General features: G+C 67.0%; 15 protein-coding genes, 1 tRNA gene and 1 riboswitch. Of the genes, 8 read left to right on the top strand and 8 right to left on the bottom strand.

Annotated elements, in window-relative coordinates; all coding sequences use genetic code 11:
* Positions 1-70: 70 nt before the first annotated feature.
* The 5 genes from ABD088_RS09785 (at position 71) to ABD088_RS09765 (ending at position 7,553) form a co-directional block, all read left to right on the top strand.
* A complete protein-coding gene (locus ABD088_RS09785; RefSeq protein ID WP_343901744.1) occupies positions 71-3,481 on the top strand; it encodes a DEAD/DEAH box helicase in 3,411 nt (1,136 codons plus the stop codon).
* A gap of 112 nt (positions 3,482-3,593) precedes the next feature.
* A complete protein-coding gene (locus ABD088_RS09780; protein ID WP_343901743.1) occupies positions 3,594-3,989 on the top strand; it encodes a DUF6507 family protein in 396 nt (131 codons plus the stop codon).
* A complete protein-coding gene (locus tag ABD088_RS09775; RefSeq protein WP_343901742.1) occupies positions 3,986-6,397 on the top strand; it encodes an alpha/beta hydrolase in 2,412 nt (803 codons plus the stop codon). The genes ABD088_RS09780 and ABD088_RS09775 overlap by 4 nt, the downstream gene beginning before the upstream one ends.
* Positions 6,398-6,504: 107 nt before the next feature.
* On the top strand, positions 6,505-6,966 hold the full coding sequence (locus ABD088_RS09770; RefSeq protein WP_343901741.1) for a hypothetical protein: 462 nt from the start codon (positions 6,505-6,507) through the stop codon (positions 6,964-6,966).
* A gap of 91 nt (positions 6,967-7,057) precedes the next feature.
* A riboswitch (SAM riboswitch) is annotated at positions 7,058-7,198 on the top strand.
* 13 nt (positions 7,199-7,211) lie between these two features.
* On the top strand, positions 7,212-7,553 hold the full coding sequence (locus ABD088_RS09765) for a hypothetical protein (protein WP_343901740.1): 342 nt from the start codon (positions 7,212-7,214) through the stop codon (positions 7,551-7,553).
* Between the two features lie 25 nt (positions 7,554-7,578).
* On the opposite strand, the gene ABD088_RS09760 is transcribed toward ABD088_RS09765, so the two are convergent.
* From ABD088_RS09760 to sucC, 3 genes are all read right to left on the bottom strand, one after another.
* Positions 7,579-8,643, bottom strand: a complete 1,065-nt coding sequence (locus ABD088_RS09760; protein ID WP_343901739.1) for a zinc-binding dehydrogenase — start codon at positions 8,641-8,643, stop codon at positions 7,579-7,581.
* Positions 8,644-8,815: 172 nt separating this feature from the next.
* Positions 8,816-9,736 (bottom strand): succinate--CoA ligase subunit alpha, encoded by a 921-nt coding sequence (sucD, locus tag ABD088_RS09755; protein WP_343901738.1) that lies wholly within the window; start codon positions 9,734-9,736, stop codon positions 8,816-8,818.
* Between the two features lie 19 nt (positions 9,737-9,755).
* The gene (sucC, locus tag ABD088_RS09750) at positions 9,756-10,922 is read right to left on the bottom strand and encodes an ADP-forming succinate--CoA ligase subunit beta (RefSeq protein ID WP_343901737.1); all 1,167 of its coding nucleotides are present in this window, start codon (positions 10,920-10,922) and stop codon (positions 9,756-9,758) included.
* Positions 10,923-11,169: 247 nt separating this feature from the next.
* On the opposite strand from sucC, the gene ABD088_RS09745 reads away from it, so the two are divergent.
* The gene (locus tag ABD088_RS09745) at positions 11,170-11,811 is read left to right on the top strand and encodes a class I SAM-dependent methyltransferase (RefSeq protein WP_343901736.1); all 642 of its coding nucleotides are present in this window, start codon (positions 11,170-11,172) and stop codon (positions 11,809-11,811) included.
* 13 nt (positions 11,812-11,824) lie between these two features.
* Here the strand turns inward: ABD088_RS09745 and pcrA are convergent, their stop codons facing one another.
* Complete coding sequence (gene pcrA / locus ABD088_RS09740; protein WP_343901735.1) at positions 11,825-14,239, bottom strand: DNA helicase PcrA; 2,415 nt, start codon at positions 14,237-14,239, stop codon at positions 11,825-11,827.
* 74 nt (positions 14,240-14,313) lie between these two features.
* Between pcrA and ABD088_RS09735 the strand changes: the two genes are divergently transcribed.
* Both ABD088_RS09735 and ABD088_RS09730 read left to right on the top strand, forming a co-directional pair.
* A complete protein-coding gene (locus ABD088_RS09735; RefSeq protein WP_343901734.1) occupies positions 14,314-15,033 on the top strand; it encodes a hypothetical protein in 720 nt (239 codons plus the stop codon).
* Between the two features lie 80 nt (positions 15,034-15,113).
* A tRNA-Arg gene (locus ABD088_RS09730) sits at positions 15,114-15,187 on the top strand.
* A gap of 324 nt (positions 15,188-15,511) precedes the next feature.
* Here the strand turns inward: ABD088_RS09730 and ABD088_RS09725 are convergent.
* From ABD088_RS09725 to fdhD, 4 genes are all read right to left on the bottom strand, one after another.
* The gene (locus ABD088_RS09725; RefSeq protein WP_343901733.1) at positions 15,512-16,741 is read right to left on the bottom strand and encodes an ROK family protein; all 1,230 of its coding nucleotides are present in this window, start codon (positions 16,739-16,741) and stop codon (positions 15,512-15,514) included.
* Between the two features lie 183 nt (positions 16,742-16,924).
* On the bottom strand, positions 16,925-18,811 hold the full coding sequence (locus ABD088_RS09720) for an ABC transporter ATP-binding protein (protein WP_343901732.1): 1,887 nt from the start codon (positions 18,809-18,811) through the stop codon (positions 16,925-16,927).
* A 79-nt stretch (positions 18,812-18,890) separates the two neighbouring features.
* Complete coding sequence (locus ABD088_RS09715) at positions 18,891-21,245, bottom strand: FdhF/YdeP family oxidoreductase (RefSeq protein ID WP_343901731.1); 2,355 nt, start codon at positions 21,243-21,245, stop codon at positions 18,891-18,893.
* Positions 21,242-22,147: a formate dehydrogenase accessory sulfurtransferase FdhD gene (gene fdhD / locus ABD088_RS09710; RefSeq protein WP_343901730.1), complete on the bottom strand. Its 906-nt coding sequence runs from the start codon at positions 22,145-22,147 to the stop codon at positions 21,242-21,244. The genes ABD088_RS09715 and fdhD overlap by 4 nt, the downstream gene beginning before the upstream one ends.
* Between the last annotated feature and the right edge of the window lie 16 nt (positions 22,148-22,163).

The following is a 22,163-nucleotide window of genomic DNA, read 5'->3' as shown; positions in this document are numbered from 1 at the left end:
CCCTACGGCGTGCCACCACCGGCGGCATCCCGGTTCGTCGGCGGGGCCCGGAACATGAAATGATCAGAGGATGACCGAATCCGCATTCCCGCTCGTCGATGCCCGCGAGGTCCTCCGCGTGGTCGGCGGTGCAGCCTTCACCCGCGGGAAGGGCTACGCCAACGCCGAACACGTGCTGGATATGGGCTTCCGGGCCGAGGATTCCACGCTGACCGCCCGCGTGTCCGGCTCCGAGCCAGAGCCCTACGAGACCACCGTGGTCCTGCGCGATGCGAAGGGGGCCTGGGCCGTCGGCGAGACGTGGTGCAGCTGCCCGGTCGGCACGGCCTGCAAGCATGCAGCGGCCGTCTTGATCTACTCCAACACCCTGCACCTGCGCGCCCAGCGCGTGTTCTTCGAGAACACGGCCGCCCCGGCGAAGGTCCCCGCCTGGCAGGACACGCTCAACACGCTCATCAACGCCGGCAGCCGCACCGCCACCGCGACCACGGGCGCCACCCACCGCGGGCACGGTGGCACCGAACGCCACCATGTGCAGCCCATGGCCCTGCAGTTCGAACTCCAGGACACCACCCAGGTGGCCCACCGGCAGTGGGCGCCGGGCTCCGGGGTGGGACACCAGCGCGCCTCCAGCCACCGCTGGCGCCTCGGCGTGCGCCCCATGGTCCTCTCCGGCAAGGGCCGCTGGATCCGCGGGAACCTGCGCTGGAACACCATCAGCTTCAAGACCTACGGGTTGAACCTGGACGAGGAGCAGCACCGCTGGTTCTGCCAATTCGTCCCGCTCTACCGCGCCAACGGGCAGCTCTACTTCGGCGAGGACAACGACTGGCTCTACCTGGACGAGTTCTCCTCCCCGCTGCTGTGGTCGCTGCTGCGCGAGACCGCCTCCCTGGGCATCCGCCTCATCGGCCCGCACGCCGACACCGAGATCCGGCTGGCCGACGCCGCCACCGTCGGGCTCTCCGCCGGACGCGGGGGGCACGACGACGGGGCCTTGGGCCTGGTGCCCACGCTCACCCTGGAGGGCGGGGACCTGGCTCTGGGTCCCGACACCCCGGTCGGGGCGATCGGCACCCATGGCGTCTATGCTGCCCGGGCCGACGGCGATCTGGTGGTCCTGGCCCCCACCGCCGAACGGCTCAGCGCCGCCGAGGTGGCCCTGCTGCACCACCCGGACCCCGTCGTCGTCCCGGCGGACGACATCGAGGACTTCCTCACCAGCGTCTACCCGCGGTTGGGGCGCCGGCTGGCCGTGAGCGCCCACGACGACTCCGTCGAGCTGCCGGCGATCCTGCCACCGAAGCTGGTCCTGTCCGTCACCTATCCCGGTGGAGACGCCGTGGAGCTCGCCTGGGACTTCGACTACGGGCACGGCCCCGTCGACGCCGACCTGCGCGACACCGACGCCGAATCCGCGCTCGAGGAAGCGGCACTGACCGCGCTGGCCGATTCCAGCGCCCTCGCCGGCCGCGCCCTGGTCCCCCGCACCCTGCATGGGCTGGATACCGTGGACTTCGTGCGCCGCTCCTTGCCGTTGCTCGACGAGGTCGAGGGCCTGGAGATCCGCACCACCGGCACCCCGCCGGAATACCGGGAACTCACCGAGTCCCCCGAGCTGACGGTCACCACCGTCGAATCGGAGAAGCGCGACTGGTTCGATCTGGGTCTGGTCATCGCCATCGGCGAGCGCAGGATCCCCTTCGCCGACGTGCTGCGCGCCCTCTCCCGCGGGCAGACCCGCATGCTGATGCCGGACAAGACGTATTTCTCGCTCGAGCACGAGCTCTTCGACAAGCTGCGCGAACTCGTCGCCGAGGCCGGGGCACTGAACGACCGCAACTCCGAATTGCAGATCACCCGCTACCAGGCGTCGCTGTGGGAGGAACTCGAGGAACTGGCCACGGTCACCGAGGGCCCGGACTCCTGGTACGCCGGGGTCAACTCGCTGCTCAACGTCGCCGACGCCGATCCGCCGCCCCTGCCGGCCGGGCTGAAGGCCACGTTCCGCCCCTACCAGCGTGAGGGCTTCGAGTGGCTGACCATGCTCTGGCGCAACGAGCTCGGCGGTGTACTCGCCGATGACATGGGCCTGGGCAAGACCGTGCAGACCCTGGCACTGATCCTGCATGCCAAGGAGCAGTGGGCCGCGGCGGTCCCCGACGGTGAAGACCCGGCCCGCGCCCAGCGTGGGCTCGAGCGGGCAGCCGGCGCCCCGGCGTCGTCCTCCACGGCGGTCCCCGGCCCCTTCCTGGTGGTCGCCCCCACCTCGGTCGTGGGCAACTGGGCCGATGAGGCGGCCCGCTTCGCCCCGGGCCTGAAGATCGAGGCCATCTCCGACACCCAGGGCCGTGCAGCCCGCCCGCTGTCGGCCATCGCCGCCGAAAACGACATCGTCGTCACCTCCTACACGCTCTTCCGTCTCGACGCCGAGGCCTACCACTCGCAGACCTGGGCGGGGCTGATCCTGGACGAGGCCCAGTTCGTGAAGAACAAGGCCACCAAGGCCCACCATGCGGCCCGGGACCTGAACGCGGCGTTCAAGCTCGCGATCACCGGTACCCCGATGGAGAACAACCTGATGGAGCTGTGGTCCATCTTCGCGATCGTCTCCCCCGGGCTCTTCCCCTCGGCGCTGCGCTACGCGGAGAACTACCAGCGCCCCATCGAAAAGCAGGGCCTGGACGAACCGCTCGCCCGGCTGCGCAAACGCATCCGCCCGTTCATGCTCCGGCGCACCAAGGACGCTGTCGTCACCGACCTGCCGCCGAAGCAGGAACAGGTCCTGAACATCGAACTGACCCCGCGGCACCGCAAGATCTACGACACGCACCTGCAGCGCGAACGCCAGAAGATCCTGCGCCTGGTCGACGACATGGACAAGAACCGGTTCACCATCTTCCAGTCGCTGACCCTGCTGCGCATGCTCTCCCTGGACGCCTCGCTGGTGGATCCGGAGTACGACGGCGTGGCCTCGGCCAAGCTCGATGTGCTCTTCGAGCAACTCGCCGATGTGGTCGCCGAGGGCCACCGGGCGCTGGTGTTCAGCCAGTTCACCTCGTTCCTGAAGAAGGCGGCGGCCCGGTTGGAGGCCGAGGGCGTGGACTACGTGTACCTGGACGGGTCCACCCGACGGCGCTCCGAAGTCATCGACTCCTTCAAGTCCGGCAAGTCCCCGGTGTTCCTGATCTCGCTGAAGGCCGGCGGATTCGGGCTGAACCTCACCGAGGCGGACTACTGCTTCCTGCTGGACCCCTGGTGGAACCCCGCGGCCGAATCCCAGGCCGTGGACCGCGTCCACCGGATCGGGCAGACCCGCAACGTCATGGTCTACCGGATGGTCGCCAAGGACACGATCGAGGAGAAGGTCGTGGCCCTGCAGGACGCCAAACGCCAGCTGATCTCCTCGGTCATGGACGCCGGTGAGGGCTTCGGCTCGGCAATGACCGCAGACGACATCCGCAACCTGCTCGTCGAGTAGCCCTCCGGCCCGGCCTGCCCCGCCGGGTCGATGGGGACTTCTCCCCATCGCCGGTATCCCTCTTTTCCCCTACGGTGGATCAGTACGCGCAGGGGACGGCGAAGGGCAGCACATGAAGTGGGACGTGGACGTGGCAGCGGTGAAGACCCTGCTCTCCTCGGCCGAGGGCACCCTGGAGCTCACCGAGCCGGCCAAGGACGCAGTCAATAGTGCCGTGGAAACCGTCGAGACGTCGTTGTCCGGGGAATGCGATGGCATCGTCTCCGCACTGTCCACGCTGCGCACCGACGTCCTGGTCAATGACATGACGGACACCATGACCCGCGGCAACAATGCCATCCAGGGAACCGGCGAATCGGTCAGGGCCTTCCAGAACGCTGATACGGAAATGCGCGACCGGGCCCAGTCCATGAGCGCCTCCGTCCCGGTGTCCGGTCCACCGGTACCCGGCGGTGTCCCGTCCACGATGTTCAACTTCGGTACCGGGAAACGGACGGTGGAGTCGTGAAGTGGGAACCCATTGACGTCAGCGCCACGGCGAACGTCCCGGATGAGGACACCTTGACCACCCGCGCCGCCGCCGTCGAAACCCAGGCGAAGGCGTTCTCCCAGCACTTCACCGATATGCTCACCACCTGGAACGGGCTCGCGGGCATCTACCAGGCCCCCGCCCAACAGCAGGTCCTCACCGCGATGAACACCCCCAAAACCGCAGCCGAGGACATCGTGGACAGCGGCACGTCGATCAAGAACGCGTTGCAGGACTTCGCGACGGCGGTCGGCGACATCCAGACGAAACACACCACGCTAGTCGGCGACATTGCTGATGCCAAAGCCCAGTTCACGTTCATCGAGGACCCGTCGCTCGGCATGTTGATCCGCGATCCACTGGTCCGCCGGGCCAGCGGCCTCGCCACCGAATACACCACTGCCCAGCAGACCTGTGTCTCCGCGTTGCAGAAGATCAACCGGGTCACCACCGATGTCACCTCCCACTATGCCCCCGGAATCCTGGATCTGGTCAGCAACGATGCAGAGCGGTTGCAGCACGATGCCAGCCGCCAGGACTCCACCCCCGAACAAGTCCGCGCCTACTACGCCTACCTGGCCAAGATGTCCCCCGACGAGATCACCAATTTCGCCAAGGAATACCCGGAGGCCATGGCGTATGGGCCCCGCACGTCGATGCCAGCCCGCGAACAAGTCGACTTCTGGACCGGCCTCTCTTCGGCGCAGCAAGCGGCGATCATCACCTCACTGCCGATCATTGCCGGCAACACAGAGGGCGTCAGCTACACCCAGCGGGCGGACTCCAATGAGCGGGTCCTGCACATGATGGTGGCGGGAAAATTCCCCGCCACCGCGGAGCAGACCAAGGCCTACAACTCGATTCTCGAGTCCCTGAAATCGCCATTGACCACGGATGCTGGACGTCACCTGATCAGCTTCGACCCCTCGACCGACAAGCCTCTGGCGGGGGTCGCCATCGGCGATATCGATTTTTCCTCCTCAGTGACGTTCAACGCCTCGGGCATCACCAGCAAAACACAGGGCATGACCGGGGAAGTCGACAACGCCCAGGCGCTCTGGGACGAACAGTCGCTCTACTCCGATGGCCGCCACGTCGTGGTTTCCTGGATCGGCTACGACTCCCCTGGTGGTTTCCCGGAGTCGACCGAGGTGAACTACACGGACAAGGCCCGTGTGGGCGGCAACGAACTCGCCACCCAGCTCGATGGGCTCCATCTGACCATGGCCCAGGACGGCGGGACCGTCCCCCGGGTCAATGTGGGTGCCCACTCCTACGGGACCACCATGTCGGCCTACGCTCTGACACAAACGGAATTCGACGTCGATTCGGTCTACTTCTACGGCTCCGCCGGCTTGGACCCGAACGTGGCTGATACCGCCGATGACCTGCATGTCAAGAGTGCGGACAATGGCCGGCCCGCCGTCTACGCCACGCAAGCCGCCGGCGACCTCGTAGCTCCCGGCGGAATCGTCTCCTCACAATTCGGCGATGTCACCCGTATTTCCCCCACCGATGATGCCTTCGGGGCCCAGGTACTCGATGCGGAGTCCAGCGTCGATGAGAACGGGAACCCACTCAAGGCGACCACGGGCCATGGCGGACACGGAAACTACGACCAGCCGGTCCTGGCACCACCGCTCTCCAAGCCGGCGCTGGCCAAGTATCTCTTCGACTATGCCAAGGGCGAGGCCACGGGCGTCGTCGAGACGGAAACCGGTCATGGCTATCTCGACCGGGACACCACCAGCCTGAATCACTTCGGTCGGGTTGCCAGCGGACAGACGGCTCATCTGGACATCAAGGACCAGGCCATCACCGATACCAAGATCGAAGAATCCAAACGGGACTTCAACGCCTTGGTCAATACCCCGACCGTCATCGTGGACACCTCCCAGCAGGCGGTGAATACCACCATAGATGCTGGCCAACCCGCCGTCGACCTACTCCAAGACGCCGCCGTGGAAACAGCCAACTCAGGTATCGACCACGGCCAGTCCTTCCTCGATAGCGCAGGAAATACCGGCAAATCCGTCGCCAGCGGAACGGCAAACACCGTGCGAGAGCACCTGCCGTTTGGCTGGGGCAACTCGGATGCCGCGAAATCCGTGCAGCAAGGTGCCAGCAATATCCTCGGTGGCGCCTACGACTACGGGCACCAGGCCTTCAACGACAGTGTCGATCAGGTTCAAAACGGTGGGCGTCTCCTGTCCGACCTCGTGACGGGGTCACGTAACGCCACCGTCGACGGGGTCCAGAGCCTCGGCAACAGGGCGATTGATGGCTCACAGCAGGCGGTGGGCAAAGGCGTCGACTGGAGCCAACATCGCGCCGAGGACGAGATCCGCGAATATTCGGACACGCACCGCGACGAACCCACACGATAGGCTCGACAACCGTGATCCCTTTCCGCAAACCGTCCGGTGTCGGCACGGCACTCTGCCTCTCCAGCTTTCTGTTGTTGACCGCTTGCACCTCATCCCCGGGAGAACCGATGGACACCCACCCACCTGCGGCCTCTGCCGCCGAGCACCAGCGCGATGCCCATTCCATTCGCGAGGATTTCTACGCGTCGATCACTGACGTCATCACGGCAGCCGGCGGCAAGTGGAAATACCTCGACGGAAGCGCCTACTCACCGGAGGACCGGGGCTCCTTTGCCCCCAAGGCCTGCGCCAGCGGGCCACAGGACGCCCGTCAGCTGCTGCTCATGGTCACCTCCGGGCCCAGCTCCGACGGACCGGCGGCCATCCAGCGCATGAAATCGGTTCTGGAAGACCGTGGAATGACCGTCACCGGATACATTCCCGGAGACACCCAGCGGGAAGCCTCCGCCATCAACGCCGAAAGCCCCAACGGCGCCTTCGTTTCCTACCGCACCAACGACCTGCGCACCAACATCAGATTCGGCAGCGAGTGTTCTTCGCACCCCACCATGCTCACGGACGTCGACTGAGCCGTCCCACATGTTGCGCCGCATGGCGTCACATGAACGACGCCGGATCCCGCCTTCAAACTGTCGGCGGACCCGGCTAGGCTGAAACCAGCTTCACGAGACATGGCGCCAAGCTCCGACTGGCCATGCACCAACCCCACTGCGGGCGATACACGCGTCGCCCATGGATTGTTCGGCGGGTGGTTCGGATGACGAAGCGGCCCCCGGTAGTCGCCAGGGGCAAGGACGATCCGAAAGGCACGGCCATGCAGGCACTGCTACAGCACCCCTCCGCTACACCACACCCACCTCACGGGTTCCCCCGCTTCAGCGGGGACTGGGTGGACGCCTCCGTCGTCCTGGGCCACGGGACCATCCGCGTGGATACGGCGGACCAGGGGCATATCCTCATTCCCGAGGACTTCGAGACCCTCAGCGGGGCATTGGATGTGTCGGTGGCCGGCCACCCGGCCCGGTCCTGGCCCGGAGCCGGTCGTTCCGCCGTGCAGTTCAACGCAGCGCTGGGCATGCTCCTGGTCCCCGGCGGGTATGACCGTGTGGGGCGGTCGTTCTTTCCCGTCCGGCCCGCTGGCGCGTCCACCCTGTAACCGGCCGCGGGGAAGGACACCAGCCTTATTCGCCCCGCGGCAGCAGCATCACCTTGGTGGCCCGGCGCTCATCCATGGCCCGGTAGGCTTCCGCTGCGTCTTCCAGCGGCATGACCGCGTCGAACACCAGCCCGGGGTCGATGGTTCCGGCCAGCACATCGGCGAGCAGTTCCGGGATGTATTCGCGAGTCGAGGCAGCCCCACCAGCGACCGTGATGTTCTTCGAGAACAACATCCCGATCGGCAGTTCGGCTCCCCCGGCCGGGACGCCAACGAACCCGAGTGCGCCGCCGGCACGGGTGCACTGCAGGGCCTGGTCCATCGATTCGGCGGTTCCCACGCATTCGAGAACTGAGTCGGCCAGCACGCCGCCGAGCAGTTCGGAGACCCGCGCGGCCGCCTTCTGGCCGCGTTCGGCCACGATGTCCGTGGCGCCGAAGGCCCGGGCGATCGCTGCCCGGTCCTCATGCCGGGACATGGCGATGATCCGGGAGGCGCCCAACCGCTGGGCGGCCAGCACCCCGCTCAGGCCCACGGCCCCGTCCCCCACCACCACGACGCTGCGTCCGGGCCCGACCTGGGCGCCCAAGGCAGCGTGGTGCCCGGTCCCCATGACATCGGAGAGGGAGAGCAGGCTCTTCAGCAGCTTTTCGTCCGGGTCGGCCAGTCCGGGTACGACGACGAGGGTGCCGTCGGCGTTGGGAACGCGGACCGCTTCACCCTGGCCGCCTTCGACGTCGAGTCCGTTTTCGTCCTGTCCGCCCCAGACGGCCCGGTGCCGGCAGGCTACCTGGACACCGTTGCGGCAGTCCGGGCACGTGCCACAGCTGTTGGCCCAGGGGGCGATGACGAAGTCCCCCACGGACAGCGTGGTGACCTCTCTGCCGACTGCGCTCACCGTGCCGACGAACTCGTGGCCAATGGGGTGGGGTTCGCTGGTCTCACGCACTCCCCGGTAGGGCCAGAGATCCGAACCGCACACGCAGGCCGCGGCCACCGTGACGACGGCGTCGCCGGGGTGCTGGATTGCCGGCGCGGGGCGGTCCTCGACGCGGATGTCATAGGGTGCGTGGATCATCGTGGCGCGCATGGGGCTGCTCCTGGGAACTGGGCTGGGCGGGTCCGGGATACCGGACTACACCTCCAGCGTAGAACGATATCCGGCAGTTCGTGCACCCCACCCACGACGACGGCGCCCCTCTTCTCGGAGAAGAGGGGCGCCGTCGTCGTTCGCCATGCCGGCAGGTGGCCGGCGAAGCGGTTTAGAGGCTGGAGGCCTCTGCGTGGTCCGGGTAGACCTCGCGCAGCAGGTGCGCGGTCTCCGACGGGGTCTTGCCGACCTTGACGCCGGCGGCCTCGAGGGCTTCCTTCTTGGCCTGTGCCGTGCCGGAGGAGCCGGAGACAATGGCGCCTGCGTGGCCCATCGTCTTGCCCTCGGGTGCGGTGAAGCCCGCGACGTAGCCGACGACCGGCTTGGTGACGTGGGCCTTGATGTACTCGGCAGCACGTTCCTCGGCGTCGCCGCCGATTTCGCCGATCATGACGATCGCCTTGGTGTCCGGGTCCGCCTCGAACGCAGCCAGGGCGTCGATGTGGGTGGTGCCGATGACCGGGTCGCCGCCGATGCCGATGGCCGTGGAGAAGCCCAGGTCGCGCAGCTCGAACATCATCTGGTAGGTCAGCGTGCCGGACTTGGAGACCAGGCCGACACCGCCCTTGCCGGTGATGTTGGCCGGGGTGATGCCGACCAGCGACTCACCGGGGGTGATGATGCCGGGGCAGTTCGGGCCGATGATGCGGGTGACCTGGTTGCCGTTGGCGTCGACCTTGGACTGGGCGAGTGCCCAGAACTCGGCGGCGTCCTGCACGGGCACGCCTTCCGTGATGACCACGACGAGGCCGATGCCGGCCTCGATGGCCTCCACGACGGCGTCCTTGGTGAACTTCGGCGGCACGAAGACGATGGAGACGTCAGCACCGGTTTCGGAGATGGCCTCGGAGACCGCTCCGAAGACGGGCAGGGTCACGTCACCGTGGGTGACGGTGGTGCCGGCCTTGCGGGCGTTGACGCCACCGACAACCTGGGTGCCGGCTGCGAGCATGCGGGCGGTGTGCTTGGAGCCCTCGCCGCCGGTGATGCCCTGGACGATGACCTTGGAGTCCTTGTTGATGAAGATAGACATGTTTTCTTTCCCCTGGTCCTTAGGCGTTCGCCAGTTCGGCGGCCTTGTCGGCGCCTTCATCCATGGTGGTGGACAGCGTCACAAGCGGGTGGTTGGCGTCGGCCAGGATCTTGCGTCCTTCTTCGACGTTGTTGCCGTCGAGGCGGACGACGAGCGGCTTGGTGGCCTTCTCGCCGAGCATTTCCAGGGCCTTCACGATGCCGTTGGCGACGGCGTCGCACGCGGTGATGCCGCCGAAGACGTTCACGAACACCGACTTGACCTGCTCATCGTTGAGGATGACATCCAGGCCAGCGGCCATGACCTCGGCCGAGGCGCCACCTCCGATGTCCAGGAAGTTGGCGGGCTTGACGTTGCCGTGGTTCTCGCCGGCGTAGGCGACGACGTCCAGCGTGGACATGACCAGTCCTGCGCCGTTGCCGATGATGCCGACCTCGCCGTCGAGCTTGACGTAGTTCAGTCCGGCTTCCTTGGCCTTGGCCTCGAGCGGATCGGCTGCGCCCTTGTCCTCGAGCGCCTCGTGCTCGGGGTGGCGGACCTCGGAGGCGTTCTCGTCGAGCGAGACCTTGCCGTCCAGGGCCACGATCTCACCGGCGCCGGTGCGCACCAGCGGGTTGACCTCGACCAGGGTGGCGTCTTCCTTCACGAAGACGTCCCAGAGCTTGATGATCGCTGCTGCCACGTCGGCGCGCAGCTCGGCGGCGAAGCCTGCCTCGGCGACGATCTCGTCGGCCTTGGCCTGGTCGATGCCCACTGCGGGATCGACGGCGACCTTGGCCAGGGCCTCGGGGCGCTCGACAGCGAGTTCCTCGATTTCCATGCCGCCCTCAACGGAGCACATGGCCAGGTAGTTGCGGTTGGAGCGGTCCAGCAACACGGAGAAGTAGAACTCCTCGGCGATGTCGGCGCCCTGGGCAATCATCACCTTGTTGACGGTGTGGCCCTTGATGTCCATCCCGAGGATGTTGGAAGCGTATTCGAACGCCTCGTCGGCGGTCTTGGCGACCTTGACGCCGCCGGCCTTACCGCGGCCTCCGACCTTGACCTGGGCTTTGACCACGACAACTCCGCCGATCTTCTCGGCGGCAGCCTTGGCTTCTTCAGGGGTGTACGCAACGATGCCGGCAAGCACGGGGACACCGTGCTGCTCGAACAAATCGCGCGCCTGGTATTCATACAGGTCCACGGGTGTGTCCTTCTACGTCGAAGTCGTTTCTGACTCGGAGCACGGCACGTGAAGGCCCGGTGGCTCCAAATGGAACTTTAGTCCCTGGGTGGCGGATGCCCTGCCTAGGGTATCGCTTTCGTGACAAAGAGCACAGTTCTACGACAAGTAGACATCCTGGACCGTCATCCCGGGGTTTTCGTGCCCGCAGGCGGCCCGTCGCGGCCGTTCGCGGCCGTCGCGGTGCCGCTGGGGTAGCTTGGCTTCCATGCTGGAGTCCGCCGCCGTGGAGAGTACCCGTAGGACCTATGACGTCGTGGCTGCCGACTATGCCCGGCTGCTGCCCGATGCCTCGGCGGAGGCACCCGCGGACCGGGAGTTGATCCGGGACCTGGCCCGCGCGACGCCGGTGGGCGCACGGATCCTCGACGCCGGTTGCGGTACCGGCCGGATGATCGGGCACCTTGAATCGCCCGGACAGCGGGCGGTGGAGGGCGTGGACCTCTCCCCCGGGATGATCGCCGTGGCCCGCACCAACCTTCCAACGACTCGATTCACGGTGGCGGACCTGGCGGCGCTGCCGTTCCCCGACGGATCCTTCGACGCGGCGCTGGCCTGGTACTCAATCATCCATACCGCGGCGGAAGACCTGCCGGGGGTGATCGCGGAATTCCACCGCGTCGTGAGCCCCGGAGGCCGGGTACTGCTCGGGTTCCATGCCGGACGCGGAGCACGGACCATCCAGTCGGCCTACGGGCACGACGTGGAACTGGTGGCCCACCTGCACGACGTCGAGGACATCAGCCGGCTGCTGGCGGGGCAGGGGTTCTCGGTCCGGGAAGCACGGCAACGCCCACCGTCGGGACGCGAGCAACACCCCCAGGGGTTCGTCCTGGCCCAACGCCGGTGAGCGCCGGAGCGACTTAGTCGATTTTGCTCAGCGGCGCGTAACGCAGCAGCAGGCGTTTTTCCTCGGCGGCGAACTTGACCTTGGCCACGGTCTTGTCCGCAGAGCCCTCGAGGGCCAGGACCACGCCTTCGCCGAAGCTGGTGTGCGAGACCTTGTCGCCGACCGACAGTGCAATGACTTCCTTCTGCGGCTGGACGCGTCCGACAGCGCGGGCCGTCGGTGCGGTGCGCAATGAGCTGGATTCGGCGTCGCCGGAACGGCGGCCACCACCGGACCCGGAGCCCCAATACGAGCCGCTGTCGTACCGGCTGGTGGCGAAGTCCCGCGACCCAAAGGCCCCGGGCGCCGAGCGGGTCGCGCCCTCTCGTTTCCACTCCAGCAGATGCGCCGGGATCTCCTCCAGGAACTGGCTGGCGGGGTTGTACTGTGATTGGCCCCAGAGGCTCCGGTACTCCGCGCGGCTGACGTAGAGCCGGCGTCGTGCACGGGTCAAGCCCACGTAGGCCAGGCGGCGTTCCTCCGCGAGCTCCTTGGGGTCGGCCAGGGAGCGCTGGTGCGGGAAGATGCCGTGTTCCATGCCGGTGAGGAAGACGACCGGGAATTCCAGCCCCTTGGCGGTGTGGAGCGTCATCAGCGTGACGACGCCCTCCTGCTCGGCCATCTGGGCGCCCTCTTCGTCGGTGGGTGCTGCCGGGATCGAATCGGCGTCGGCCACCAGCGAGACCTGTTCGAGGAAATCACCCAGGGTCCCCTCGGGATTGTCCCGCTCGTAGTCGCGCACCACGGCCACCAGTTCGGCCAGGTTCTCCACCCGCGACTCGTCCTGCGGGTCCTCGGACTTGCGCAGCATCTCCAGGTAACCGGTCTGCTCCAGCACGGCCTCCAACGCAGCAGCGGCCCCGGAGCCCTGGGCGACGACGGCCAGGTCGTCGATGATCTTCACGAACCCGGCGATGGCCTTGGCGCTGCGCGTGGCCAGCCCCGGCGCCTCGTCCGCCCGGCGCAAGGCAGCCGTGAAGGCGATGCGCTCCTTCTGGCCCAGGGCGGCGATGGCGTACTCGGCCCGGTCCCCGATCCCGCGCTTGGGTTCGTTCAGGATCCTGCGGACGTTGACGTCGTCCTCCTCGTTGACCAGCACACGCAGGTAGGCCAGCGCATCCTTGATCTCCTTGCGGTCGTAGAACCGGGTACCGCCGACGACCTTGTACTTCAGGTCAACCCGCATCAGCTGCTCCTCGAGGGAACGCGACTGGGCGTTGGTGCGGTAGAAGACGGCCACGTCGCCGGGGCGGATGCCCTCTTCGTCGTTCAGACGCAGGATCTCATCGGCGATCCACCGTGCCTCGTCCTGCTCGGACTCCCCGACGTAGCCGATGATCTGCTCGCCGTCGCCTTCGGCGGTCCACAGCCGCTTTTCGGGGCGGTCCTCATTGCGGGCGATCACCGCGTTGGCGGCGTTGAGGATGGTCTGGGTGGAGCGGTAGTTCTGCTCGAGTTTGATGGTGTTCGCGTCGGGGTAGTCCTTGCCGAACTCGACGATGTTGCGGATGTCGGCGCCGCGGAAGGCGTAGATCGACTGGTCAGAGTCGCCCACCACCGTCAGTTCCCCGCCGGGGGTCTGCCCATCGGGTCCGGTGAGCTCGCGCACCAGGGAGTATTGGGCGTGGTTGGTGTCCTGGTACTCGTCGACCAGTACATGGCGGAACCTGCGCCGGTAGTTGTCGGCGATCGCGGGGAAGGCCCGGAAGATGTTCACGACCTGGCCGATGAGGTCATCGAAATCCATGGCGTTGGCCTGGCGCAGGCGCTGGGTGTAGCCGCGGTAGACCTCGGCCACCGCAGCCGCGAACGGGTCGTTCATGTTCGCTGTCGACGAGTAGTCCTCGTCATCGACGAGTTCGTTCTTCAAGGAAGAGATCCGATGCTGCATCGCCTTGGGGGCGAACTTCTTCGGATCCAGGTCCAGTCCCTTGGCCACCAGCGTGATCAGCCGGAGCGAGTCGGCGGAATCGTAGATCGAGAAGTTGGACTTCAGGCCCACATGGGTCGCTTCTCGGCGCAGGATCTTCACGCAGGAGGAGTGGAAAGTGGAGATCCACATCTTGCGCGCCGGATCCCCCACCAGTTCCTCGATGCGCTCACGCATCTCTGCGGCCGCCTTGTTGGTGAAGGTGATGGCCAGGATCTCGTGGGGGCGTGCGCGCCCGGTGGCCAGCAGGTAGGCGATGCGGTGCGAGAGCACGCGGGTCTTGCCCGATCCGGCGCCGGCAACGATCAGCAGCGGGCTGCCGGCATGCTTAACGGCGCGCTCCTGCTCGGGGTTCAGGCCCTCGAGCAAGTCGGCGGCCCCGGGCACTGCGGTGGCACCGGCGTCGTCCTCGGTCAGGCGCGAACGCGCCTCGGAAAAGTCATCGAAGAGAAAATCCATGGTGCCACCAGTCTACGGTCGTCGTGCCACCGGCGTTTTCGGTAGCCGGCTCGCCCGACGGCATAATGGGCAGCATGTCCAAGAAGCCTGCACAGCGCCGCAAGAAGCCCCGCAACCGCCCGAGCACCACCAGCGCAGGGACCGCTACGACGCCGGCACCCCCGGCGGGTGGCACGGCCCGCCGGCAGCCGTCCGGACCGGCACCTCGGCCGGGCAGCGCCCTGGCCAACACCACCACGGGGCGTACGCCCGAGCAGGCCCAGGGCAATGGGAACCTGATCTTGTGGGCCGGTTTTGGCGCGGTCGTGCTGTTGTTCTGGTACTACCACCTGGTGGTGCTGCAGCAGATGCAGGACCTCTCCGGCGGCCTGGCCATGCCGGACCAGTTGATCGGGGGATACGATGTGCCCTACATCGAGCAGTTGCGGGCCCATCTGGATGCCGATGCCCGCGGCCAGTTGTCGTACGTCCATAAGACGGCCGGGACCTTGTTCCCGCTGTTCTTGTCCCTGATGACGATGCTGACGATCGCCCTGCATGTGCCCCGGCGCGGGCTCCGGTGGGCCCTGTGGGTGATCCCGCTGGCATTCGCGATCGTGGATCTCTGGGAGAACCCGCTGATCGACGGGTTGCTCTCCGGACCGGTGGATGCTGCTGCGGTGGCCCGGGCCTCGGCGTTGACGGTGACCAGCTGGGTTCTGCTCTTCGCGACGGTCGCCACGGTCCTGGCGGTGGTCATCACGGCTTTCGTGCGCACGTTCCGGCAGAAATGGAGCGACGCGGGCCTGTCTTGACGCGCCCGCTGTTTTCGGCGCGGCCTGCATCTGACGCTAGGATGGTTGCTGTTCGCCCGGGTCCAGCATCCGGGAGCTCGGCCCCTGTAGCTCAGTCGGATAGAGCGACCCTCTCCTAAAGGGTAGGCCATCGGTTCGATTCCGGTCAGGGGCACTTTTCGAGACCAGTCTCCTTGATCCGCACCGCCAGGACATCGCGGATCAAGGGGGCTGGTTTCTGCTTTAAAGGAGTGGTGCCGACCGGCGTCCTGATGATGGCTCCCTTGATGCATCACCACGACGCCTGTCGGCACCGGTGCCAGCGCTTTTCCCCGTGGTCGCCAACCTGCCGTTCCCCCACCACGCACGGAAGCCGTTGAGACTCGCATTGCCGTGTCGATGGGCAGTTTGGTGACCGAAGCACTAACTTTCATATCTAATTCCATTGGAAATAGATTGTCAATCCACCATGACATGTCGAGTCATGTCACCATGCGGCTCAGCCCAGCAGCAGGACGCTCGGCTTGGGCGACAGGCTTGCGTCCAGCACGGCGCAGCCGCCGCCGATGGCAGCAACTTCCGGGCCGAGGTTGGAGTTGGCCACCAGCACCCCATGCACGTCCTTGGCGCTGAAACGTTCGTTGACCACCTCGGTAGCCTTATCCAGCACATGCTCCCGGATCATTTCCCAGTACGGTCCGCCATAGATGACCCTGTCGATGTCCAGCACATTGACCAGCTGCCCAACCATGTCGGCGACGCGCGCGCCAAAGTCACGCAAGAGTTCGATGGCGACGTCGTTTCCGCCGTCGGCCAACTGCACCAAACGCCCCATCCCCGCGGCCCGATCGGCTACGCCCGCGTTCTCGGCGATACCCAGGTCCAGTCCGGCTTCGGTGGCCTTGCGGGCGATGTTCTCGAACGAGGTGGCGCCGGCGAGGCAGTCACGGCGCCCGCAGGCGCACAGCGTGGTCTCCTCCCCCACCGAGAAGTGGCCGATTTCCCCGGCGTTGTTGCTCACGCCGCGGACGATCTCGCCGTTGACGACCATCCCCACGCCGATGCCGGCACCGACGTAGACGAACACGAAGTTCTGCTCGTCCTCCTGGTCCGTCCCGTGCCAGACCTCCGCGATGGTGGCCGCAATGGTGTCCTTTTCGAGGATGACCTTCAGGTTCAGCTTGCTGGCCAGGGGCTTGACGATCTCCACCTTGGACCAGCCATCGAGCAACGGCGGACCGGTGACATGGCCGCTGTCGGCATCCATGGGTCCGGGGACGACCACTCCCACACCCACGATATTCGAGCGCAGCTGCCCGGAGGTGCCGATGAGTTCCTCGACGGCCTCGGCCATCCGCTCCACGGTCCCTTCCGGGTCCTCGACGGAGGGGGCGGAGAACCGCTTCGAGGCGATGACTTCCCCGCGCAGATCGAGCATCACCAGGGTGATGAGGGCCGGGTCCAAGTGGATGCCGATGGCGAGCTGGCGGTTGGCTTCGAGTTCCAGCACGGTGCGCGGCTTTCCGGGGCCGGAGACAATGGTGCGGTCCTCACGGACCAGTCCCTCGTCCAGCAGCCGGCGGACGACGTTGGAAATTGTTTGGGGTGACAGGCCGGTGGATTCTGCCAATTCGACACGGCTGACGCCGTCGAGGGCGCGCCTGATCGATGCGAAGATCACTGCCTGGTTGAAGTCGCCTAGCCGCCCAAGGTTGGTGCCGCGCTGCATGTATGCTCCAGATCGTTTGTGGCCACGAAAGTCGAGGTCCGTCAGCGCACCCCCAACGACGCGCCGCACCCCACTGCGTCTCAAGTGAGCGCATGGTCTTTGATTCTACATATCGTTTGGGTCACAGTGTTCAATGAGCGCACCGCGCGCGTTTCCCCGCCCTCCGGGGACGGGTGGCTGAAGTTACGGTGCAGTACCGTCGTCCTGCGTCCCCGCTGCAGCGAACTGTGTGCGGTAGAGCTCCGCATAGCGACCGTCGCGAGCCAGCAGTTCGGTGTGCGTGCCGCGTTCGATGACCTGCCCGGCCTCGATGACCAGGATCGCGTCGGCGGTGCGGATGGTGGAGAGCCGGTGGGCAATCACCACCGCGGTGCGTCCTGACAGGGCCTCCACGAGGGCTGCCTGCACGGCCGCCTCGCTCGTGGAATCCAGCGCGGCGGTGGCCTCGTCCAACAGGACAACGCGCGGGGCGGCCAGCAGCAGCCGGGCAATGGTCAGCCGTTGGCGCTCCCCACCGGAGAGCCGATAGCCGCGCTCCCCCACCATCGTTTCCAGCCCGTCCGGCAATGACCGGATCAAGTCCTCGAGCCGGGCCCGGCGCAGGGCATTCCATAGCGCGTCGTCCGGTGCTTCCGGCGCCGCCAGCCGCAAGTTGGCGGCAATGGTCTCGTGGAAGAGGTGCCCGTCCTGGGTGACCATGCCCACCGTCTCGCGCAGTGAGGCGAACGTGGCATCGCGGACGTCAAGGCCAGCTAGTTCCACGGCTCCGGCGTCCACGTCGTAGAGTCGGGCCAGTAGCTGGGCGATGGTCGACTTGCCCGCTCCGGAGGAGCCCACCAGGGCGTAGGTCTGCCCGGCGGGGACCTCGAAGTCGATGCCGTGCAGCACTTCCTCGCCGCCGCGGGTGTCCAACACGGTGACCTCCTCCAGGGAGGCGAGCGAGACCTTGTCGGCGCTGGGGTACCCGAATCGTACGTCGCGGAAGCGGACGGAGACCGGGCCGGCGGGCACCTCGCGGGCGCCCGGCTTCTCGGCGAGCAGCGGTTCGAGATCGAGGATCTCGAACACGCGGTCGAAGGACACCAGGGCGCTCATCACCTCGACGCGGGCATTGGCCAGGGCGGTCAACGGAGCATAGAGGCGGGTCAGCAGCAGCGCGAGGGTGACGACATCGCCGGCCTCGAGCCGGCCGGTGAGCGCGAAGGAGCCGCCCAGTCCATAGACCAGGGCGAGAGCCAGCGCGGCAACCAGGGTCAGGGCGGTGACGAAGGTGAATTGGCGGACCGCGGTCTTGACCCCCACATCACGCACCCGTGCAGCGCGGGCGGCGAAGGCATCGACCTCGGCCTCGGGGCGGCCAAAGAGCTTGACCAGGGTGGCGCCGGGGGCGGAGAACCGCTCGGTCATCTGCGAACCCATCTCGGCGTTGTATTCCGCGGCTTCGCGGCGCAGCCGGGCCAGCGTGGAGCCCATGCGCCGTGCGGGGATCAGGAAGATGGGGAGCATCACCACCGCGAGCAGGGTCAACTGCCAGGAGGTGCTGAACATGACTGCAGCGGTGAGCACCAGGGCCACGATGTTGCTCACGACCCCGGAGAGCGTGCCGGCAAACGCCTGCTGTGCACCAATGACGTCGTTGTTCAGCCGGCTGACCAGCGCACCCGTGCGGGTGCGGGTGAAAAAGGCGATCGGCATCTTCTGGACGTGCTCGAACACCGCGGTGCGCAGGTCGTAGATCACCTGTTCGCCCAGGCTCGAGGACAGCCAACGGTTCCACAGCGAAACCCCGGCCTCCACCACGGCGACCGCGGCAATGAGCAGGGCCAGATCCGCAATCAAGGACAGCGGGCCGTCGGCGACGATCGCGTCCACGACCCGACCGGCCAGCACCGGGGTCGCCACGGCCAGCACGGCGGCGATGACCGAGAGGATCACGAAGACGGCCAGGCGCCCACCGTAGCCACGGGCGAACCCGATGACGCGGCGGACGGTGCCGGGGGCGAACTGCCGGCCGGAATGGCCAGACGACATCCTCCACAGGGAGCTCCAGGCGGCTTGGTCCATGCTCACGGCGGCGTTCCTTCGTTTGGTCCGATCCGACCCGGGAAGGGGCCGGGGACCATGCTACCCGCGCGGACGCGCCGCCCGGCTACCGGGCAGGTACCGCGCTGGCGGGGCGTTCGCGCTCGTCGAAGACCCTGTTGGGTTCCCCGGTGTGCGGCACGAAGCTGACCGTCATCGCCTTGTAGCCCGGGGTGTTCGATTCACGGGCGACCAGCCCGCGGTGCACCAGGGCGTTGGCCTCCGGGAAGTAGGCGGCGGCGCAGCCGCGCGCCGTCGGGTAGGACACCAGCCGGAAGCGGTTGGCCCGGCGTTCGGATCCCCCGAAGGTGGAGATGACATCCACCAGGTCGCGGTCTGCATAGCCCAGCTCGGTCAGGTCCTCGGGGTGGACCAGGATGACCCGGCGGCCGTTGGAGATCCCCCGGTACCGGTCGTCCAGCCCGTAGAACGTGGTGTTGTACTGGTCGTGGCTGCGCATGGTCTGCAGGATCAGGTGTCCGGCGGGCGCCTTCAGGTACTCGAGCGGACTGACCGTGAACCGGGCCTTGCCGATGTCGGTGGCGAAGGTCCGGGTGTCCCGCGGCGGGTTGGGCAGCACGAAGCCGTTGCGGGTGCGCACCCTGCGGTTGAAGTCCTCGAAGCCGGGGCAGACGGCGGCAATGTGGTCGCGGATGACGTCGTAGTCCTCGGCCATGGCCCGCCAGCCAACTGCGTGGCCCTCGCCAAAGGTCGCCGCGGCCATGCGGGCGACGATCACCGGTTCGGCGAGCATATGGGGGGACATCGGGGCCAGCCGGCCCTGCGTGGTGTGCACGACCGACATCGAGTCCTCGACCGTGAGGAACTGCGGGCCGCCGGGGTGCTTGTCGTCCCGGTCGGTGCGCCCCAGGGTGGGAAGGATCAGCGAGGTCCGCCCGTGCACCACATGGGAGCGGTTGGGTTTGGTCGAGATGTGCACGGTGAGCCCGGCACGGCGCATCCCGGCTTCCAATGCCTCGGTATCGGAGCAGGCCAGCGAGAAATTCCCGCCCATCGAGACGAAGACATCAACGTCGTCCTTCTCAAAGGCCTCGACGGTGTCGGTCGAGTCGTAGCCGTGCTCGCGCGGGCTGCTGATGGAGAACTCGGCGTCCAGGGCTGCCAGCCAGTCCTCCTTCGGCTTCTCCCAGACGCCCATGGTCCGGTCACCTTGGACGTTGGAGTGGCCGCGGACCGGGCAGGCCCCGGCGCCGGGCTTGCCGAAGTTGCCTTGCAGCAGCAGGACGTTGATGAGTTCCTTGAGCGTGTCCACCGAGTGGGGCTGTTGGGTCAGTCCCAGCGCCCAGCAGATGATCGTGCCCTTGGACTTGGCCAGCATCCCGGCGATCGAGGTGATCTCGTCGCGGGTCAGCCCGGTGGCCTCCTCGGTGGCGTCCCAGTCGATCCCGGCCCGGGCCGCGGCGTAGGCGTCGATCCCATTGGTCTGCGCGGCGATGAAGTCGTGGTCCACGACGGTCCCCGGCTCCCGGGCCTCCTGCTCCAGCAGCAGGTGCCCGAACGCCTGGAACAGGGCCAGGTCACCGCCCACCTTGATCTGCAGGAACTCGTCGGCAATCCGGGTGCCGTCCCCGACCACACCGGCGACGGTCTGCGGGTCGCGGAAGTTCAGCAGCCCCGCCTCGGGCAGCGGGTTCACTGCCACAACGGTGGCACCCCGCTTGCGGGCGTCGGCCAGCGCCGAGAGCATCCGCGGGTGGTTTGTCCCCGGGTTCTGCCCGACGACGAAGATCAGTTCGGCGTGCTCGAAGTCCTCCAGGGACACCGTTCCCTTGCCGATGCCGATGGTCGGGCTGAGCGCCGTGCCGGAGGATTCGTGGCACATGTTGGAGCAGTCCGGCAGGTTGTTGGTCCCGACACTGCGGGCGAACAACTGGTACATGAAGGCCGTCTCGTTGGCCGTGCGCCCCGAGGTGTAGAACACGCAACGGTCAGGGGTGGTGGCGTTGATGTGCTCGCCGATGGTGGCGAACGCCCGCGACCAGGAGACCGGCCGGTAGTGGGTCTCCCCCTCGTGGATCATCATCGGTTCGGTGATGCGGCCCTGGTTGCCCAGCCAGTATTCGGTCTTTTCCGCCAGTTCGGAGATGGGGTGCGCTGCCCACCAGGCGGCGTCGGCGGTGCGCGTGGTGTTTTCCTCGGCCAGGGCCTTGGCACCGTTCTCGCAGAATTCGGCAGGTTTGCGGGCGCCGGTGATCGATTCGGGCCAGGCGCAACCGGGGCAATCGATGCCGCCGCGCTGGTTCACGCGCAACATGGAGCGCACGGTCCGGCTGACACCTGCCTGCTCATAACCACGTTCGAGGGCGACCATGACCGCCTTGACGCCGGCTGCCGTGGTCTTCGGGGCACCGACTACCAGTGCGTCTTCGTTGATGTCCTGTTCGGGTGCCGAGCGCTTCACTGCGTCCGTCCTGCTTCCTGTTGCCGGGGGCCGGACGACGCTTCATGCGCGTCCTGCTGTTGGGTGGGTGCCGGAGCGGTATCGATCCGGTCCGGGTGGGTGTAGATGTTGACGCTGGAGCCGCGGGCGAAGGCCGCAAGGGTCAGTCCTGCCTGGTCGGCCAGGTCCACGGCCAGTGAGGAGGGCGCCGAGACGGCGCTGAGGACGGGGATCCCGGCCAGGTAGGCCTTCTGCACCAGCTCGAAGGAGGCCCGGCCGGAAACCTGCAGGATCGTCTCGCCGAGTGGCAGCTTCCCCTCGCGCAGGGCCCAGCCGACGACCTTGTCGACCGCGTTGTGCCGGCCGACGTCCTCGCGCAGGCACAGCAGGTTGCCATCCGTGTCGAACAGCCCGGCCGCATGGACGCCACCGGTCTTGCCGAACAGGACCTGGTGTTCGCGCAGTGTGTCGGAGAGCCCCAGCAGCGTGTGCACGGCAAGGGACCCGGACTCCGGGTCCAGGGAGAAGCGGCTGGTCTTGGAGACCGCATCGATGGAGGCGGTCCCGCAGATCCCACAGGAGGAGGACGTGTAGACGTGCCGGTCCAGCGACGGATCCGGGATGATGGCACCGGGACCCAGTTGGGCCTCGACGACGTTGAAGGTCTGGCGCCCGTCTTCGTCCTCGCCGGCGCAGAAACGCAGGCTGGGCAAGTCGTCGGCACCCGCGATGATGCCCTCACTGACCAGGAATCCGGCGACGAGGTCGAAGTCGTCTCCCGGGGTGCGCATGGTGACGCTGAAGACGCGTCCACCCATGCGGATTTCCAGGGGTTCCTCGGCGGCCATCGTTTCTTCGCGGACACGCGGGCCGCCGTCCACCGAGTACCGCACGATGCGGCGCCGTTGGGTCAATCTGCCCACCCGTGGGCCTCCTTCA

The sequence above is a fragment of the Arthrobacter rhombi genome (assembly GCF_039526245.1).
Classification (GTDB): Bacteria; Actinomycetota; Actinomycetes; order Actinomycetales; family Micrococcaceae; genus Arthrobacter_H; species Arthrobacter_H rhombi.
The sequence above is the reverse complement of the archived record's forward strand: the minus strand, read 5'-3'. Positions and strand labels throughout refer to the sequence as shown.

Coding starts and splice junctions, on each gene's coding strand:
- ABD088_RS09785 (WP_343901744.1), top strand. CDS start 71: ATGACCGAATCCGCATTCCCGCTCGTCGATGCCCGCGAGGTCCTCCGC.
- ABD088_RS09780 (WP_343901743.1), top strand. CDS start 3,594: ATGAAGTGGGACGTGGACGTGGCAGCGGTGAAGACCCTGCTCTCCTCG.
- ABD088_RS09770 (WP_343901741.1), top strand. CDS start 6,505: ATGGACACCCACCCACCTGCGGCCTCTGCCGCCGAGCACCAGCGCGAT.
- ABD088_RS09765 (WP_343901740.1), top strand. CDS start 7,212: ATGCAGGCACTGCTACAGCACCCCTCCGCTACACCACACCCACCTCAC.
- ABD088_RS09760 (WP_343901739.1), bottom strand. CDS start 8,643: ATGCGCGCCACGATGATCCACGCACCCTATGACATCCGCGTCGAGGAC.
- sucD (WP_343901738.1), bottom strand. CDS start 9,736: ATGTCTATCTTCATCAACAAGGACTCCAAGGTCATCGTCCAGGGCATC.
- ABD088_RS09745 (WP_343901736.1), top strand. CDS start 11,170: ATGCTGGAGTCCGCCGCCGTGGAGAGTACCCGTAGGACCTATGACGTC.
- pcrA (WP_343901735.1), bottom strand. CDS start 14,239: ATGGATTTTCTCTTCGATGACTTTTCCGAGGCGCGTTCGCGCCTGACC.
- ABD088_RS09735 (WP_343901734.1), top strand. CDS start 14,314: ATGTCCAAGAAGCCTGCACAGCGCCGCAAGAAGCCCCGCAACCGCCCG.
- ABD088_RS09725 (WP_343901733.1), bottom strand. CDS start 16,741: ATGCAGCGCGGCACCAACCTTGGGCGGCTAGGCGACTTCAACCAGGCA.